This window comes from Phocaeicola sp. RTP21198st1_B8_RTP21198_201120 (assembly GCF_040929485.1).
GTDB classification, from domain to species: domain Bacteria; phylum Bacteroidota; class Bacteroidia; order Bacteroidales; family Bacteroidaceae; genus Phocaeicola; species Phocaeicola dorei.
In genome coordinates this window covers 1-18,357 of record NZ_JBCOCI010000027.1, presented here as the reverse complement: position 1 = coordinate 18,357, position 18,357 = coordinate 1, and the positions used below count along the sequence as shown (strand labels likewise).

At 40.0% G+C, this 18,357-nt stretch carries 13 protein-coding genes and 1 tRNA gene; 9 read left to right on the top strand and 5 right to left on the bottom strand.

All coding sequences use genetic code 11. The features are described from left to right. Positions 1–95: 95 nt before the first annotated feature. The 4 genes from AB5935_RS11830 (at position 96) to AB5935_RS11815 (ending at position 4,825) form a co-directional block, all read left to right on the top strand. Positions 96–2,789 carry a DNA gyrase/topoisomerase IV subunit A gene (locus tag AB5935_RS11830; protein WP_007831466.1) on the top strand — a complete coding sequence of 898 codons (2,694 nt, stop codon included), beginning with the start codon at positions 96–98 and terminating at the stop codon, positions 2,787–2,789. 3 nt (positions 2,790–2,792) lie between these two features. Then, positions 2,793–3,638 carry a DUF3316 domain-containing protein gene (locus AB5935_RS11825; protein WP_007831465.1) on the top strand — a complete coding sequence of 282 codons (846 nt, stop codon included), beginning with the start codon at positions 2,793–2,795 and terminating at the stop codon, positions 3,636–3,638. A gap of 8 nt (positions 3,639–3,646) precedes the next feature. Then, the gene (locus tag AB5935_RS11820; RefSeq protein ID WP_007845936.1) at positions 3,647–4,675 is read left to right on the top strand and encodes a S41 family peptidase; all 1,029 of its coding nucleotides are present in this window, start codon (positions 3,647–3,649) and stop codon (positions 4,673–4,675) included. A 68-nt stretch (positions 4,676–4,743) separates the two neighbouring features. Continuing rightward, positions 4,744–4,825 (top strand) — tRNA-Leu (locus AB5935_RS11815). A 294-nt stretch (positions 4,826–5,119) separates the two neighbouring features. On the opposite strand, the gene AB5935_RS11810 is transcribed toward AB5935_RS11815, so the two are convergent. The 4 genes from AB5935_RS11810 to AB5935_RS11795 form a co-directional block, all read right to left on the bottom strand. Further along, positions 5,120–5,503 (bottom strand): L-rhamnose mutarotase, encoded by a 384-nt coding sequence (locus AB5935_RS11810; RefSeq protein ID WP_007831461.1) that lies wholly within the window; start codon positions 5,501–5,503, stop codon positions 5,120–5,122. Between the two features lie 22 nt (positions 5,504–5,525). Next, entirely contained in the window at positions 5,526–7,214 is a 1,689-nt protein-coding gene (locus AB5935_RS11805) for a RagB/SusD family nutrient uptake outer membrane protein (protein WP_007831458.1), read from the bottom strand. Positions 7,215–7,239: 25 nt separating this feature from the next. Continuing rightward, positions 7,240–10,311, bottom strand: a complete 3,072-nt coding sequence (locus tag AB5935_RS11800; RefSeq protein ID WP_038610907.1) for a SusC/RagA family TonB-linked outer membrane protein — start codon at positions 10,309–10,311, stop codon at positions 7,240–7,242. Between the two features lie 90 nt (positions 10,312–10,401). Beyond that, positions 10,402–12,048 carry an alpha-L-fucosidase gene (locus tag AB5935_RS11795; protein WP_007845929.1) on the bottom strand — a complete coding sequence of 549 codons (1,647 nt, stop codon included), beginning with the start codon at positions 12,046–12,048 and terminating at the stop codon, positions 10,402–10,404. A 241-nt stretch (positions 12,049–12,289) separates the two neighbouring features. On the opposite strand from AB5935_RS11795, the gene AB5935_RS11790 reads away from it, so the two are divergent. From AB5935_RS11790 to AB5935_RS11770, 5 genes are all read left to right on the top strand, one after another. Further along, on the top strand, positions 12,290–13,150 hold the full coding sequence (locus AB5935_RS11790) for a helix-turn-helix domain-containing protein (RefSeq protein WP_368327434.1): 861 nt from the start codon (positions 12,290–12,292) through the stop codon (positions 13,148–13,150). Positions 13,151–13,267: 117 nt separating this feature from the next. Continuing rightward, entirely contained in the window at positions 13,268–14,200 is a 933-nt protein-coding gene (locus AB5935_RS11785; RefSeq protein ID WP_007831447.1) for an aldo/keto reductase, read from the top strand. 17 nt (positions 14,201–14,217) lie between these two features. After that, complete coding sequence (lgaB, locus tag AB5935_RS11780; protein WP_032942803.1) at positions 14,218–15,141, top strand: L-galacto-1,5-lactonase LgaB; 924 nt, start codon at positions 14,218–14,220, stop codon at positions 15,139–15,141. 26 nt (positions 15,142–15,167) lie between these two features. Next, positions 15,168–16,427, top strand: a complete 1,260-nt coding sequence (gene fucP, locus AB5935_RS11775; protein ID WP_007831438.1) for an L-fucose:H+ symporter permease — start codon at positions 15,168–15,170, stop codon at positions 16,425–16,427. 23 nt (positions 16,428–16,450) lie between these two features. Continuing rightward, positions 16,451–17,470: a zinc-binding alcohol dehydrogenase family protein gene (locus tag AB5935_RS11770; RefSeq protein WP_007853374.1), complete on the top strand. Its 1,020-nt coding sequence runs from the start codon at positions 16,451–16,453 to the stop codon at positions 17,468–17,470. Between the two features lie 80 nt (positions 17,471–17,550). Here the strand turns inward: AB5935_RS11770 and AB5935_RS11765 are convergent, their stop codons facing one another. Beyond that, the gene (locus AB5935_RS11765; RefSeq protein ID WP_007839407.1) at positions 17,551–18,195 is read right to left on the bottom strand and encodes a MarC family protein; all 645 of its coding nucleotides are present in this window, start codon (positions 18,193–18,195) and stop codon (positions 17,551–17,553) included. Positions 18,196–18,357: the final 162 nt, after the last annotated feature.

Here is an 18,357-nt window from a genome sequence, read left to right as displayed (position 1 = left end):
TAAGGGCGAAATAATATGCAAAGTAAATGATTTTTTTCAATAAAAGTCGTATTTTTGCGTGCATATCATCAGAACATTAAGGAATTTAAATATATATGAGCGACGATTTTATTGATAAAGAGGAACAAAACGAAGAAAATATCCCCACACCGGAGAACGGACACTCGGACTATAAACCTACCGATACCAAAAACACAGGGGTGAAGCACCAGCTGAGTGGAATGTATCAGAACTGGTTTTTGGACTATGCCTCTTACGTAATATTGGAACGTGCCGTACCGCACATCAATGACGGTTTGAAACCTGTCCAAAGACGTATCCTCCACTCTATGAAAAGATTGGATGACGGCCGATATAACAAAGTAGCAAATATTGTAGGACATACCATGCAGTTTCATCCGCACGGCGATGCTTCCATAGGCGACGCGTTGGTACAGCTAGGCCAAAAGGATCTGTTGATAGACTGTCAGGGAAACTGGGGTAACATACTGACAGGAGATGGTGCCGCTGCCCCCCGTTATATCGAAGCACGTCTATCCAAATTTGCATTGGACGTGGTTTTCAATCCCAAAACCACCGAATGGCAAGCGTCATACGACGGACGAAACAAAGAGCCGATCACCCTACCTGTCAAATTCCCGCTCTTGCTCGCTCAGGGAGTAGAAGGTATTGCTGTGGGCCTTTCTTCCAAAATCCTACCACACAATTTTAACGAACTGTGTGATGCCTCCATTGCCTATTTGCGTGGTGAGGAATTCAAACTCTATCCCGATTTCCAGACAGGAGGCTCTATTGATGTATCCCGCTACAACGATGGAGAACGCGGCGGAATGGTGAAGGTACGTGCTAAAATCAATAAAATAGACAACAAAACATTGTCCATAGCCGAAGTGCCTTTCGGAAAGACTGTCCCGGGGGTATGCGACTCTATTGTCAAAGCCAGTGAAAAGGGAAAAATCAAGATTCGGAAAGTAGAAGATCTTACTTCTGAAAAAGTGGAAATCCTAGTGCACCTTGCTCCGGGAGTATCCTCGGACAAAACCTTGGATGCGCTCTATGCATTTACTGATTGTGAAGTAAGCATATCCCCCAATTGTTGCGTTATTGATGAAAAGAAGCCCCACTTCCTTACTGTCAGTGCCGTCCTTAAAAAAGCCACAGACAACACGTTGTCCCTGCTTCGTCAAGAGTTGGAAATACACAAAGGAGAATTGCTTGAAAACCTTCATTTCGCATCATTGGAAAAAATCTTTATCGAAGAACGGATTTATAAGGAAGTAAAGTTCGAGCAATCCGAAAATACAGACGCCGCCTGCGAGTTCATTGATGAACGGCTGACTCCTTTCTATTCGCAATTTATCCGTGAAGTGACCAAAGAGGATATTCTGAAGTTATTGGATATCAAGATGGCCCGAATTCTGAAGTTCAACAAGGATAAAGCAGATGAAAACATAGCCCGTATCAAGGAACAGATTGAAGAAATAAACAATCATCTGGCACATATCGTAGAATATACCATTGACTGGTATCAGATGTTGAAAGATAAATATGGCAAACAATACCCCCGCCGTACAGAGTTGCGTAACTTCGATACCATTGAGGCGGCGAAGGTAGTGGAAGCTAACGAAAAACTCTATATCAACCGCGAAGAAGGCTTTATCGGCACCACCTTGAAAAAAGATGAATTTATAGCCAACTGTTCAGACATAGACGATGTGATTATCTTCTATAAAGACGGCAAATATAAAGTAGTTCGCGTAACAGACAAAATGTTTGTCGGCAAGAATGTTCTCTATGTCAATATCTTCAAGAAAAACGACAAACGTACCATATACAATGTGGTTTATCGTGATGGAAAAGAAGGGTTTCACTATATCAAACGGTTCAACATTACCTCCATCACCCGTGACCGTGAATATGATGTAACGCAAGGTACACCCGGCTCACGTATTGTTTACTTTACAGCCAATCCTAATGGAGAAGCAGAGGTTATCAAGATTACCTTAAAACCGAATCCACGTATCAAAAAAATCATATATGAAAAAGATTTCAGTGACATCAATATCAAGGGACGCCAGTCCATGGGCAATATCCTGTCTAAATACGAAGTACATAAAATAGCCTTAAAACAACGTGGCGGCTCTACTTTGGGTGGAAGAAAAGTATGGTTTGACCGGGATGTGCTCCGCTTGAACTATGACGGACGCGGTGAATATCTGGGAGAATTCCAAAGTGACGAATTGATTTTAATAGTCCATGAAAATGGAGAATTCTATACTAGTAACTTCGATTTGAATAATCATTATGATCCGGGAATCCGCATCATTGAGAAGTTCGACGCCAACAAGGTATGGTCTGCCGCTTTATTTGATGCCGATCAGGGATATCCTTATCTGAAACGATTCACTTTTGAATCCACTTCACGCCGTCTCAATTATTTGGGCGAGAACAAGGAAAGCCGTTCTATATTGCTTACTTGTGTGGTTTATCCACGCATACAAGTCATATTCGGAGGACATGATAGTTTCCGTGATCCATTGGAAATAGATGTGGACGAATTCATCGGAATTAAGAGCTTCAAAGCGAAAGGAAAACGAATCAGTACTTACAACATTGAACAAATAAACGAGCTGGAGCCTTTACGTTTTCCCGAACCTCCCAAAGAAGAGGACGGTGCGGAAGAGGGGACTGATAAAAATGAAGAAGCTGCTGAAATTGAAGATCCGGATCATGGTAAGAGTGAAACAGATATCATTGATGAAATTACCGGCCAGATGAAACTGTTTTAAGAAATGAAAAAAATTCTCCTATTATTACTGTCCCTGTTTCTTGGTCTGCCTTCACAGGCTCAGGAAGACAGCTTACGAGCAAACCGCTACGTTATGAGGGCTACTCTTTACGGTGTCGGTTTTACAAATATATTGGACACCTATCTTTCACCGATGGAATATACCGGACCCGAAATTCGTATCCTGCGTGAAAGTATGCGCATGACCAAACTGATGAATGGCAACGTATCTGTTCAAAGTCTGTTCCAAGCCAATCTGTCCCTGACTGAGAATAAAGCAGAAACAAGTAACGAAATGTCAGGTATGGTCAATTGGAATTATGCACTGCATTACCAGTTCCGGCTGACAGAAAACTTGAAGATACTGGCGGGTCCCATGCTGGACTTGAACGGCGGATTCATCTATAACATGCGAAATTCTAATAATCCTGCCCAAGCCAAAGCATATGTCAATCTGGCGGCATCGGGTATGGTCATCTATCGGTTCCATATCGGTAACTATCCGCTGATAGCCCGTTATCAAGCCAATTTGCCTGTCATGGGGGTTATGTTTTCCCCGGAATACGGACAATCTTATTATGAGATATTCAGTTTAAAGAATGGCGGCAAGAATGTGCTGTTCACTTCCCTGCATAACCAACCTTCCTTGCGGCAATTGGTTACATTGGATTTTCCTATCCGGTCAGTCAATATGCGTTTCGGATACCTATGTGATATCCAGCAGGCGAAAGTCAATAATCTGAAAAGTCATATATGGTCACACGCCTTTATGATAGGTTTCGTGAAAAACTTCTATTTATTAAAAGGTAAGAACAAAGTGGCGATGCCCAGCCGGGTCAGCCCTTATTAATATAGAGAATGAAAAGAAATAGTTATTTTTTTATCAGTCTGTTATTGTCTGTTGTATTATTTACTTCGTGCATCACGGAGGACGAATACGACAACTCCCCCGAAGGCAACTTCGAAGCGTTATGGCAGACTATCGACCGCCAGTATTGTTTCCTTGACTATAAAAAGCAGGAATACGGATTGGACTGGAATGAAATATATAGCCAGTACAAACAGAGAATATCAAAAGGCATGAATAATGAACAGTTATTCGAAGTTCTGGCAGATATGCTGAACGAGTTGCGTGACGGACACGTAAATCTGTCTTCCAAACTGGAGTACTCCCAATATCGTGAATGGTTTGACAGCTATCCGGCCAATTTCAGCGACAGCATCCAACGTGTCTATCTAGGTAAGGACTATGCCCAATCCTCAGGCATGAAGTATCAGGTATTCGAGGATAACATAGCCTATATTTATTGTGGCAGTTTCCAATCAGGTATCGGCGAAGGAAATCTGGACGAGATTCTAAACAAGCTGGCTATTTGCGATGGATTGATTATTGATGTGCGAAACAATTCCGGTGGTAACCTTACCACAGCCGAGAAATTAGCCGCACGTTTCACGAATGAAAAAGTGTTGGTAGGCTATATGTCCCATAAAACCGGACCGGGACACAATGATTTCTCAACTCCTAAAGCTGTTTGGCTGGAACCGTCACTAGATCGCGTACGCTGGCAAAAACAAGCGGTAGTGCTGACTAACCGCCGCTCTTTCAGCGCCACCAATGATTTTGTGAACAGAATGAAAATACTACCCAAAGTAACCATCATCGGTGACAAAACAGGTGGCGGTTCTGGTCTGCCCTTCTCTTCTGAACTGCCCAATGGCTGGTCTGTCCGCTTCTCGGCCAGTCCAATGTACGATGCGAATATGCAACATCTGGAATTTGGTATAGATCCGGACATCAAAGTCAATATGACCTCAGAGGATATGCAACGCAATGTGGATACAATTATTGAGACTGCACGTGAATATTTACATAACCACAAAGAATAATTTCCTAAAAATCTTTGGTACTTAAGAAATATTCCTTATCTTTGCACCCGCTTACCGAAAGCAATGTCGCGCGTGTGGCGTAATTGGTAGCCGCGCCAGACTTAGGATCTGGTGTCGTGAGACGTGTAGGTTCGAGTCCTATCACGCGCACAACATTCCATATAGAAACAGACAAAAACCCTCGAAATTATCTAATTTCGAGGGTTTTTGTCTATACCTGAAGAAACGAAGGCTCAAAAATTTCAGTATTGATAACACTACCAATCACCCACTTTTATCAACTTATTGGCTTTCCGATGATAAGCAATGGGTATTGATAAAACAAGCATTTCTTTTTCTATCCCACGCCGTTGTACAATCTTTTAATCACTAAATTATTCAATATGCCTTCTATTATATTTTGAGGAAAAAGAGAATACTTCATCAGTTCCCTCTCTTTTCAAATTATTCATATAGATAGAACATACGCTCCATCATACTCCATTTTTCTTTAGCAAGTTCCCCTTTCCTACACTGTTGGAATATCGATACAAAGTCTTCCCATTCTTGCTGTCGAGGTAAAGTCGCGAGTTTAGCCATAGCAGATTCCCAATCAAAATCAATAGGAGTTTCGACAATCATGAACAATCGATTACCGCATATATATATTTCCATTTCTAAAATACCAACTGAACGGATCCCCTCTCTGATCTCCTGCCATGACTTCGCCTTACTATGACACTCCCGATACTTCGCTATCATCTCCGGATCATCCTTCAAATCCATTGTCTGGCAATATCTTTTTACCGGGTAGTCATATCTTTTCATTTCATATCCATTTTCTTTCATCTTATCTTAAACTTATGCCTGCTTAATTATACCCTTCATTCTGTTTCAGATTTTTATTCACATTCAAATCATTTTGAGGAATAGGAAAATATCGGTTATGTGCAGACCATGTACGTTTTTCAAACTGATAATACATATCTTCATCTACAGGAGAAGCCGTAACACCACTTCCTCTATAATTACGAGCTTGCGGATCATCCGACAATTTTACTCCGGTAAAAGTATGATTAAGTTCTTTCTCGGCAATGCCCCAACGTAACACGTCATAATATCGAAGCCCCTCGAATGCCAGTTCCACACGTCTTTCTTTACGAACCGCTTCACGAACAAGTTCCTGTGTTGCTACGTCTGTCTTTTTTATTCCAACTAATTTCACACGATCACGTATATCATTAATAGTCAGATCTAATAAGTTCTGGTCTACTGCATTCGGCTGCGATTCATTTACCGCTTCCAAATAGCTTAATAAGACCTCAGCATAACGCATTATAGGAGTATAAGTGGGAGTAGAACCTAAATTATTAGTTATAGACGGATCACAACCTTTCTTCGGACAATATCCATTAAATAAGGCAAACTTATTATAGCTATCTGCAGTATTAGCCCCCTTAAAGCAATCATAAATTATATCATTATACTTAGTTCCCTCATAACTTCCCAAAGGAGGTAAAAAAATAGAAGCATACAAACGCAAATCCCGATTAACATAAGGATCATTCTCATCATAAACCTCAGAAGTCTTAATATCCTTGCCGTCTGCACAAAAATATTCTTTCACTAATTCGTTATATGGTGAGAACTGATGCCACCCTCCATAAGCAGCTTCAGGATATAAATATTGATAACGTGAATTAGTATATAGATCCTTTATCCCCATAATACAAAATATTATCTCAGGGCTATATTCACCTCCTATTTGAAAAAGTTTCTCATAGCTGTCCTCTCCATTACGACGATCCAATTCATATATTCCCGAATCAATCACACTACGTAAAACAGTAGCAGCATCTACCCATCTCTCTTGCGCTAAGTAAAGACGACTTAAAAGTACCTTAGCTGCCCCCCTAGTAAACCGGCCATATTCCTCTGAGGAATATTGGACAGGCAACAAGTCTATAGCAGTCTTCAAGTCCTTCTCCACTTGCGAATAGACTTCAGCCTGAGGTGTTTGAGAAATAGAATTCGCTTCGTCCACCGACAGAGTTTTCAAAGGCATAGGAACATCCTTATAATAAAATGCCAAATTTAAAAAGAAATAAGCTCGTAAACACTTCACTTCGGCAGACCACTGTTCTTTTTTAGATTCTTCCATCGGACAATCCGTAATATTCTCTAGAAAAGTGTTGTACTTAGCTATTTGCGTATATGCATTTCCCCAATACCAACGTAAATTGCCATTAGTAGCCACCGTATTGGAACTAGCCATTAAAGTTGAAAAATTTTCCTTTTCTGTTCCATTTCCACCTGCAAAATCCAAATAAAGCAACCCTTGTGGCGTAGCAAAATCATCATGCGACCAACCAGTCTGGAAACGATAACATCCTGTCAATGCCAACATGGCATCCCCTTCACCAGTCCAAAAACTACCATCAGAAATTGCTGAAGGTGGCTCCTTATCTAATAAATCCGAGCAACCAGTTGTTACTAGTGATATAGCCAAAGCACATAAACAAGCCTTTGTCATTCCTAATGTATTATATATATTTTTCATAATGATTCTTAATTGAATGATTTACTTAGAACTTGAAATTAAATCCGAATGAATAAATACTATTGACCGGATAATAAGAGGGAGAATCCCCTGTTCCTATCTCATTTTCCGGATCCCAACCTTTATAGAAACTATTGAAAGAAAACAGATTTTGTCCGCTTACATAAACACGCACATTTTCCAAACCTATTTTTTTAGTCCATGCTTTGGGGAATGTATATCCTATTTGTATATTCTTTACTCGTAAGAAACTAGCATTACGGACCCAATAATCAGAAGTTTGAAGATTAGTGTCGTTCATATTCAAAGTTTCCAATCGAGGGTATTCAGCCCATTTATCAGGATTTTCTTCCTTCCAACAAGATTCAGCCTGCCATCTCTGTATCTGTCCACCGTTGTAGAATGCATAAGCCATATAAGATCCTATCAAACGCTTATGACCTCCTAACCCTTGTAACAAAGCTGAAAAATCAAAACCTTTATAAGAAGTGGAAAGATTCAAACCATAATAAAACTTCGGGGTAGTACTTCCCAATACGGTACGATCATATTGCGCATCTACCTTACCATCGGGAACCCCGTCGGGACCACTAATATCTTTGTATTTCACATAACCAGGTTTCAGTCCTGACTTACTTACCAATTGTTCGGTAGCCGCATCTACTTCCGCCTGGTCTACAAACAGTCCATCAGTTTCATACCCATATATAATACCTATCGGTTGCCCTACAATTCTGTTATTATTAATTTCTTCGGTAGCTCCGTTCGCCAATTTCTCAACTGCATTTCTTACCCATGTAAAATTAGGAGAAATACTGAACCGGAAATCACGTCCTATTTGTCCGTTATAAGTCAGATTTACTTCAATTCCTTCGTTCGAAACAGCTCCAACATTAGATTGTCCGACTTCACGTCCCATAATACTAGACACCTCAACAGGTGCTAAAATGTCCGAAGTATATTTATAAAAATAATCCAATGTTCCACTAAAACGTCCATTCAATAAACTAAAATCTAAACCAATATCCGTTATAGCCGTCTTTTCCCAAGTAATTTCCGGATTATTATAGGTTTTCATGTAAGCCCCAGACTGAAGAGTTGCCGGATTTCCAAAAGGATAATCATGTCCAAGTTCATAAATCTGTTGGTAAGGATAAACACCTATATTTTGATTACCAAGTACACCATAGGAAGCACGCAATTTCAAATTATCAACTACAGCTGAAACTGCCGCATTCTTCCAAAAGTCCTCCTCAGAGATTCTCCACCCTGCAGAAACTGACGGGAAAAGTCCCCAACGATGACCGTCCGCAAAACGTGACGATCCATCATAGCGCAAATTAACCTCTAATAAATAACGATCTTTCCATGCATAATTTATACGCCCGAAAAAAGAAAGCAACGCATATTCTTCCAATGAACTATCATTAGTAGCTGTTGATTTATCTCCAGAACCTAATTCATACAAATAATTATTAGGAAACGTATTTCTATAACCTTCCAAACCTTTATTATTAGATTGTTCCACAGAAGTACCCGCCAATAACTTAAAGGTATGATTTTTAATTTGTTTTTCATAAGTAGCTAATGCTTCAAAAGTAGTATACGTATTATTTGCAGTCCATACATTTAAAGTAGCGGGTCCCACTGTCTTACTCTCATCAAAATAAGTATCAGCCCGGTAGGCTTTATCATATTTAGTCCAGTAATTCATCCCTACTTTGCCTATAAAAGAAAGTCCGTCTACAGGAGTATTCCATGTCAATTGTCCGGAAGCACTTATATTTCTACTCACATTCTGCACAAAAGATTCACTCGCCAACCACGCTTCCGGACTATAATTATCCTGATATCCAAAACTTCCATCCGACTTTTGCCCGGCATAAATAGGTCCCTGACGAACAGCATATCCTATCATTCCATCAATACTTTGTGGTTCGCCATTAGGAGCATTATATTTATTATTATAAGCATTAATATTCAAATTAAGCATCAGCCCTTTGGCGATTTCACTTTTCATAGTAAACAGTGCAGTCATTCTTTCATTAGACGTTTTTGCCGTCATTCCTTCCTGATTTCTATAACCTACTGATAAATTATAACTCGTCGTAGCATTTCCTCCTTGTATGCTAAGATTATGTTGGTGTTGAAAACCAGAACCGGATTCCAACAGCCATTTTAAGTGATTTACATTCGGATAATTATCCGGATCAGATCCATCTCTATACTTTTGAATCTGTTCAGGTAAATAAGCTTCCTGCTTACCCATATTCCGCATAGCCATATTATAATATTCCGCATATTCCCATGATGGTAAAAAATCAGGCAATTCCGTAGGCTGTTGCCAACCAAAAGAATTACTATATGTAATAGTCGTTTTACCTTGTGCACCCTTCTTTGTTTCAATCAAGATAACCCCATTAGCAGCACGATTACCATAAATAGAAGCAGAAGCTGCATCTTTCAAAAAAGAAATGCTCTGAATATCATTAGGATCTACATCATCAATGTTACCTGATAAACCATCAATCAAGACCAATGGATCTGTTCCAGCTTTTGAAAATGTACCAGTTCCACGAATTTTAACAGTTGCTCCTTGTCCGGGACGACCTGAAGTTTGCAATACACTTAAACCTGGAGCCAAACCTGCCAGTGCTTGAGCAGTACTCATAACAGGTTTACTAGCCAAGTCTTCAGCTGAAACAGCAGCTACGGCTCCCGTTAAATTCACCTTTTTCTGTGTTCCATATCCAATCACAACTACTTCTTCCAACTTTTTTGTATCTTCTTCCATTATAATACGAAGTAACTTGTCACTTTCCACCTTTACTTCTTGCGAAATATAACCTACATAACTTATCTGGAGCATGTTTCCCATTTCAGCAGACAGAGAAAATTTGCCATCCAAATCAGTAACAGTTCCATTGGAAGTACCTTTAACCAAGATACTGACCCCAATTAACGGCTCACCGGAAAAATCAGTAACCAAACCATTGACATTACTCTGTGTCTGTGCCCAAGTAGTATAGCTCAGGCAACACATCAACAAGACCGCCAAGAATCTTATTGACTGCATACATTCTAATCTGTTTTTCATTATTCTATTGATTATTGGGTTAATTTTCAAGACATAACAAGGGCTTACCGACCTAAAAAAGCCGATAAATAAACCTACTTTATGCTATATTCACTTCTTTATCTTAAATACGGGAGCAATCTTATTCAACTGTACATCAGGCATATCAATAACAACTCCTTGCGCTGTACGAGTAAAAAATACCTTTCCATAACCTAACAACTCAATTTTAGTAATTTTATCAGGGTACAACTCACTTCCCGTTGCCAGCGATTGAATGACAACTTGCTTTTCTTCCGGCCATGCAAGGACTGTAGCATAGAGATATTTCTTGGTTTGAGTAAAACGGATTTCAGATGCAGTGGCTTTAGTGTAAGCACCTTCATTGAAACCTTGAGCATTAATCTTGATATCAGCATTGGCTATCGGACCTTCTCCGAAGACTTTCCACGGACGTGTATCATAAATAGCCTCTTTATTCATACTCATCCAGTCACCAAATTCATTTAAAATGGCTTCTTCCTTTTCATCAAAAGTTCCGTCAGCCCGAAGAGGAACACTAAGCAACAAATTCCCGTTCTTACTGATCACATCCACTAATAGTTTCACTACATCGGAAGCACTCTTATACCAACCGTTCTCCGCCAATCTGGTATCATAATGCCAACCGCCTAAACAAGAACAAGTCTGCCATGGCTCTTCATAAATACTATTGGGAGATCCCCTTTCCACATCCCATACCAAAGCTTTACGTTGCTCATCGGTAAGAATTTTACCAAACATAACAGCACTGAAATCCCCCTTACGAGCAACCATGTTGTGATTATAAAAATGTGCGGCAATCTTCAAACCCGCATCACTGATAGGATAAAACGGTACACCAGTCACATCAAAATAAATCAAATCAGGATTATAACGGTTTATTGCATCAATTGTACGATCATAAAAGTTTGTCACATATTCTTGAGTAGGAATACAAACACCATTTCCCCATGCCCATTGACGGTGAATCATACCGTCAGCCCAACTTCCAGCGCTTAACGGGTGATTCTGTGCATAAAGCTTTTGAGGATCGTAGCCTTCCCACCACTTACCCTTACCATCTTCTTTAGTCAAACATCCATCATAGGGTACACCTGCCTTCTCGCCATGACGGTCGTATCGTTGAGCCGGTTCATACCAGCTCCACGCATGATCCGCATGAAAACTGATACCAAATGGAAGACCGTTTTTCTTTGCAGCTTCAGCCCAGCCCGCCAATATATCCTTCTTAGGACCTATATTCACGGAATTCCATTCCTGATATTGGCTATCCCATAAATCATAATTATCATGGTGATTACCTAAAGCGAAGAAATACTGGGCACCAATCTTCTTATAAAAGGAAACCAATTTGTCCGGATCCCATTTCTCGGCTTTAAACAAAGGCAATATATCCTTGAAGCCCACTTCAGAGGGATGGCCATAATGTTCCACATGGTGCTTATACTCGCGCGAACCTTCCAAATAGAGAGAACGCGCCATCCAGTCGCCGGACCCTTCCACACATTGCGGTCCCCAATGTGCCCAAATACCAAATTTGGCATTTCTAAACCATTCAGGAACTTTATAGTTCTGCAATGATTCCCAAGTAGGTTCGAACTCTCCTTCCTGCATTTTTTCATTTTTCTCTGAAACAGGTACCTGGTAAGTCTGAGCCTCCAAAACTCCCGCCCAAAGCAACAAAGCCGAAGCCAAAAGAAAATGTTTTGCTTTCATAGTATAATTGCTTTATATATTTTTCAATTATCAATAGTGCAAATATACAGAGTTGAAACCAATTTATATTATCCAAATGCGCCATTATGTAGGATAATATCGACTTTTACCTGAAATAATTCAAAAACGAATACCAAAACAGGTGATTTGATATGAAAATATCGATTTCCCATTGGATTATATATATACTTTTGCTTACTTTGTACGAAACTGAATCTTTCATTCTAATACCTTAAGGAATATGACACAATCAATCGACCAATTACATTTACTTATATTAAATGTAGGACTAGCCATTCACAATGCAGACTGGAACTGGAAAAACGTAAGCAGCCCTTTTACCAGACTCTATTATATAATGGAAGGAACTGCCCAAATAATATTTCCCGACGGAATACAGGAACTAAAACCACATCATCTATATCTGGTGCCATCATTCACTACCCATAGTTATCAGTGCAATTCTCATTTCACTCATTATTATCTCCATATATATGAAGACCATCAATCAGAATCCGGCATTCTGGAAGATTGGAATTTCCCGATAGAAATACCTGCGGACAACCTGGAATTACCACTTATTAAAAGGTTATGTGAAATAAATCCTACCATGCAGCTTCCTCAATCCGACCCGACAAGCTATGACAACAACCCCACATTAATCAGAAACATCATTAAAAATAAACAGCGTACCTTCTGTGACAAAGTCGAATCCAGAGGTATAGTATATCAACTTATTGCCCGCTTTTTAAAAGACGCCAAATCTAAAGTGGAAGTCAACGATAACCGTATCCAAAAAGTCTTGTCCCACATCCGAAAAAATATCTATAAAACAGTAGATATAGACTCATTGGCAGCAATCTCATGCCTCTCAAAAGATCATTTTATCCGTCTTTTCAAAAAAGAAGTCGGTAGCACACCACTGCAATATATTAATCAGAAAAAAATAGAGAAAGCCCAATTAATTCTGATTACAGAGGATATTCCTGTAAAAAACATAGCTTATCTCCTTGCTTATGAAGACCATTCTTATTTCAACCGCTTATTCAAAAAAATCACAGGCGTTACTCCTCAGCAATATAGAGAACTATATAAAAAGTAACCGTCTTATTATTTTTACGCAAAGGTTTACGTACTTTTTTCAACCTCTTCCACCACATACCTAAAGGTTATTCCTCTATTTTTGATTCCGGAAATAAATCTAAAAATAAATAGAACTATGAATTACAATGAAATCGGGAAAACCGGTATGCGGGTTTCCAATCTTAGTTTCGGCGCATCTTCATTAGGAGGAGTTTTTCATGATATCCGCGAAGCAGAGGGTATCAAAGCTGTTTACACAGCAGTAGAGAATGGAATGAATTTTATTGATGTATCTCCCTACTACGGGCACTACAAGGCCGAAACCGTATTAGGCAAAGCATTGAAAGAAATCCCACGTGACAAATATTATCTCTCTACCAAAGTGGGACGCTATGGAAAAGATGGAATCAACACATGGGATTATTCCGGAAAACGTGCAACGGAAAGCGTTTATGAAAGCTTGGAAAGACTCCACATTGAATATATCGATCTGATTAATGTACACGATGTAGAGTTTTCAGACATGAATCAGGTAGTCAACGAAACATTACCTGCACTGGTAGAACTTAAAAAGAAAGGTATTGTGGGACATGTAGGTATCACAGATTTGCAATTAGAAAACTTAAAATGGGTCATTGATCACTCGGAACCAGGAACAGTAGAAAGCGTACTTAACTTCTGCCATTATTGTCTGAATGACGAGAAACTGACTGATTATCTGGATTATTTTGAATCAAAGAATATCGGCATCATCAATGCCTCCCCCCTTTCAATGGGCTTGCTCTCCCAACGTGGGGTTCCTGCATGGCATCCGGCCCCCCAATCACTGGTAGAAGCCTGTCGGAAAGCTGTTCAACATTGCCTGTCCAAAAATTATCCTATAGAGAAACTGGCTATTCAATATTCTGTCAGCAATCCACGTATCGCCACCACTTTGTTCAGTTCGGCCAATCCAGATAATGTATTGAAAAATATAACATACGCTGAAGAACCCATCGATTGGAACCTTGTAAAGGAAGTACAAGAAATTATCGGAAAACAAATGCGTGTCAGTTGGGCTAATTCATAATACAAAGGAGAATAATGATGGATTTTAACATAATAGATGCACATTCCCATCTTTGGTTACGGCAAAATACGGAAGTCAACGGATTGCCTATCCGTACTTTAACCAACGGACGTTCGTTATTTATGGGAGAAGAACGTCAGATGGTTCCGCCCTTTATGATTGACGGGCGGAATAGTGCCGAGGTTTTTCTCTCGAACATGGACTATGCACAAGTATCGGCTGCCGTAGTCACTCAGGAATTTATTGATGGCATCCAAAATGAATACCTCGCAAAAGTGGCCCATAAATACCCGGACCGTTTCTTTGTATGCGGTATGTGCGAATTTCGTAAACCCGGTTATCTGCAACAGGCCAAGGAATTAATAAGTTCTGGTTTCAAAGCAATAAAAATCCCAGCACACCGCCTTTTTCTAAAAGAAGGAAGAGTCATGCTGAACTGTGACGAAATGATGGAAATGTTCCATTACATGGAAGATAAAAACATTATCCTTTCCATTGATCTAGCCGATGGAAACACGCAAGTGCAGGAGATGAAAGAAATTATCCAGGAATGTCCGCAACTAAAAATCGCTATCGGACATTTCGGTATGGTTACAACTCCTCATTGGCAGGAACAAATAAAACTGGCCCGGCATACCCATGTCATGATAGAGTCAGGAGGCATTACCTGGTTGTTCAACAGTGAATTCTACCCGTTTGCAGGAGCGGTGAAGGCTATCAAAGAAGCAGCAGATTTGGTCGGTATGGACAAACTGATGTGGGGATCGGATTACCCGCGGACCATTACGGCCATTACTTACAAGATGTCTTACGATTTCATCCTTAAAACGACTGAAATGACACAAGAAGAGAAAGCACTTTTTTTAGGTAAAAACGCCGAAAGATTTTATGGTTTCAAAAATCTCATATCTCTTCCTTACATTAAAAACATGTCAGAATAATCAACTGACACTTATTAATCCATACCATGAAAAATAAGACCTATTATGTACCATTGATGCTCATATTCTGCCTGTTTTTCCTATGGGCTATCAGCAGCAATCTACTACCTACTATGATAAGACAGCTGATGAAAACCTGTGAGTTAAACGCTTTCGAAGCATCATTCACAGAAACAGCCTACTGGCTTGCCTATTTCATCTGTCCCATTCCCATCGCTATGTTCATGAAAAAATACAGCTACAAATCGGGAATTATTTTCGGGTTATTACTGGCAGCATGTGGTGGGTTACTGTTCTTCCCCGCTGCTATGCTGAAAGAATATTGGGCATATCTATGTATATTCTTCATCATTGCCACTGGAATGTGTTTTTTAGAAACAGCAGCCAATCCTTATGTAACCGCTTTGGGAGATCCAGAAAGTGCGCCCCGTCGATTGAATCTAGCACAATCATTCAATGGGCTGGGAGCTTTTATAGCCGCCATGTTTCTCAGCAAACTGATTCTGAGTGGCAACCACTATACCCGCAACACCCTGCCCGCTTCTTTTCCCGGTGGCTGGGAAGGTTACATTCAAACAGAAACAGACGCCATGAAACTTCCTTATCTGCTGCTAGCTATGTTACTCATTGTTATTGCCATCATCTTTATCTTCTCCAAATTACCTAAAATCAAAGAAGGAAATACGATGGAAGGAGTAGAATATAAAGGAGAAAAATTAATTGATTTCGGAGTCTTAAAACGTTCTCACCTTCGTTGGGGAGTCATTGCACAATTCTTCTACAATGGTGGTCAGACAGCCATTAACAGTTTATTTCTAGTCTACTGTTGTACCTATGCAGAACTACCTGAAAATACAGCCACCACCTTTTTCGGTCTTTATATGCTGGCTTTTTTGGCAGGAAGATGGACAGGCACACTACTCATGGTAAAATTCCGTCCACAAGACATGCTCTTGGTATATGCGCTGATTAATGTCTTGTTATGTATTGTTGTGGTTTGTTTTGGTGGTTGGACAGGTCTTTATGCCATGCTGGGCATTTCTTTTTTCATGTCTATCATGTATCCCACTCAGTTCTCGCTTGCTTTGACTGATTTAGGCAGCAACACAAAAAGCGGCTCGGCATTTCTAGTTATGGCCATCGTTGGAAATGCTTGCTTGCCCCAACTCACTGCTTATGTGATGCATCTGAACGAACACATTTATTATATAGCTTATGCTATTCCTATGATTTGTTTCCTGTTTTGTGCCTACTATGGTTGGAAAGGATACAAAGTAATTGATTAAAAACTTATAAAAATAAACAGAAGATGAAAGCAATTCAAATTACTGCTCCTTCCGAGATGAAGGTAGTAGACATTGAGAAACCCGCTCTTAAACCGGGAGAAGTTCTTGTAAAAATTAAATATGTAGGCTTTTGCGGCTCGGACCTGAATACATTTTTAGGACGTAATCCAATGGTAAAACTACCTGTCATTCCGGGACACGAAGTAGGAGCTATTATTGAAGCCATAGGCAAGGATGTACCAGAATCATTAAAACCGGGTATGAGCGTCACAGTCAATCCTTATACCAATTGCGGAAAATGTGCTTCATGCCGTAACGGCAGAGTAAATGCCTGCGAACATAACGAAACCCTGGGAGTACAGCGTAATGGTGCCATGTGTGAATATATCGCACTGCCTTGGAACAAAATAATCCCGGCAAGCCATATTTCTCCTCGTGATTGTGCACTAATCGAACCAATGAGTGTAGGTTTCCATGCAGTTTCACGAGCGCAAGTTACAGACATCGATACAGTTATGATTATTGGCTGCGGAATGATCGGTATGGGTGCTATTGTACGTTCAACTCTTCGTGGAGCTACCGTTATTGCCGTAGATTTGGACGATGAAAAATTGGAACTAGCCAAACGGGTAGGCGCTCACCACACCATCAACTCCATGACAGAGAATGTACACGAACGCTTGACAAAGATTACAGAAGGATTTGGTCCTGATGTGGTCATCGAAGCTGTCGGCAGCCCTGCAACCTATGTCATGGCAGTCAATGAAGTTGGATTTACCGGAAGGGTCGTATGCATAGGTTATGCAAAATCAGAGGTGTCTTTTCAGACTAAATATTTTGTACAGAAAGAGCTTGATATCCGAGGTTCTCGTAATGCACTACCCGCAGATTTCAGGGCAGTTATCCGCTATATGGAGCAAGGTACTTGTCCAAAGGATGAATTAATCAGCAAAGTAGCCAAACCCGAAACCGCACTACAAGCTATGGAAGAGTGGGCGAAAGCCCCCGGAAAAGTATTCCGTATATTAGTTGAATTTGACTAATAACCAGCACCCAGATACAAAGAATGTGCTCAAAGTGAATTAAATAATCATATTCTACTTTCAGCACATTCTTTCGTTGGTTAAACCCTACTTGATTGGATAATATCAATTAATATCGGACGAAGTCCGCTAACGAAACATTCCACAGCTATTACCATCAAAATAAGTCCCATCAAACGCATCATTACATTATTTCCAGTTTCGCCAAGAATAGAAACCAACCGAGTAGACGCCCGCAATATAAGATAAGTGATAAAATAAATCAAACCAATCATCCCAATCAATACCCCCTTCATAGTCCAAGTATTGGCATCATCCATTAACATTATTCCGTTAGCTATAGCACCGGGACCGCAAAGCATAGGAATAGATAATGGGGTAATTGAAATATCATTGGCATACGTTTTAATTTCTTCGTCTTTCAACTTAGTATTAGTAAAACGTGCCTGTAACATATCATATCCAATCTTCAAAATAATAAAACCGGCAGCAATACGAAAGCCATTGGTCGATATTCCAAAAAATTTGAATAAAAATTGCCCGGAGAAAGTAAAAGCCAGAAGTGTAATAAAGGAAATGATAGTAGCGCGTTTCACAATATGACGCCGTTCTTCATCATCCATTCCTTTAGTCATAGTCAAAAATACAGGCATGGTTCCCAACGGGTTGGTTAATGTGAAAAAAGAGGTAAAGCATAGTAATGCAAATGGTAATAATGTATCCATTGACGTATTATTTTTAGGTTATGGGCAAAAGTAATCCATAATTGGGAGATGAGCAATAGTAGAGGTCATATTTCACACGTGGATGCAAAAAAAAAGCCTCCGGAACTTCTTCAAGTCCGGAGGCTTCAATCAAAAACGGCAGCTACCTACTCTCCCACTGTG

Coding starts and splice junctions, on each gene's coding strand:
- AB5935_RS11805 (WP_007831458.1), bottom strand. CDS start 7,214: ATGAAAAATATATATAATACATTAGGAATGACAAAGGCTTGTTTATGT.
- AB5935_RS11795 (WP_007845929.1), bottom strand. CDS start 12,048: ATGAAAGCAAAACATTTTCTTTTGGCTTCGGCTTTGTTGCTTTGGGCG.
- AB5935_RS11820 (WP_007845936.1), top strand. CDS start 3,647: ATGAAAAGAAATAGTTATTTTTTTATCAGTCTGTTATTGTCTGTTGTA.
- AB5935_RS11770 (WP_007853374.1), top strand. CDS start 16,451: ATGAAAGCAATTCAAATTACTGCTCCTTCCGAGATGAAGGTAGTAGAC.
- AB5935_RS11800 (WP_038610907.1), bottom strand. CDS start 10,311: ATGAAAAACAGATTAGAATGTATGCAGTCAATAAGATTCTTGGCGGTC.
- AB5935_RS11830 (WP_007831466.1), top strand. CDS start 96: ATGAGCGACGATTTTATTGATAAAGAGGAACAAAACGAAGAAAATATC.
- AB5935_RS11810 (WP_007831461.1), bottom strand. CDS start 5,503: ATGAAAGAAAATGGATATGAAATGAAAAGATATGACTACCCGGTAAAA.
- fucP (WP_007831438.1), top strand. CDS start 15,168: ATGAAAAATAAGACCTATTATGTACCATTGATGCTCATATTCTGCCTG.
- lgaB (WP_032942803.1), top strand. CDS start 14,218: ATGGATTTTAACATAATAGATGCACATTCCCATCTTTGGTTACGGCAA.
- AB5935_RS11825 (WP_007831465.1), top strand. CDS start 2,793: ATGAAAAAAATTCTCCTATTATTACTGTCCCTGTTTCTTGGTCTGCCT.
- AB5935_RS11785 (WP_007831447.1), top strand. CDS start 13,268: ATGAATTACAATGAAATCGGGAAAACCGGTATGCGGGTTTCCAATCTT.
- AB5935_RS11790 (WP_368327434.1), top strand. CDS start 12,290: ATGACACAATCAATCGACCAATTACATTTACTTATATTAAATGTAGGA.
- AB5935_RS11765 (WP_007839407.1), bottom strand. CDS start 18,195: ATGGATACATTATTACCATTTGCATTACTATGCTTTACCTCTTTTTTC.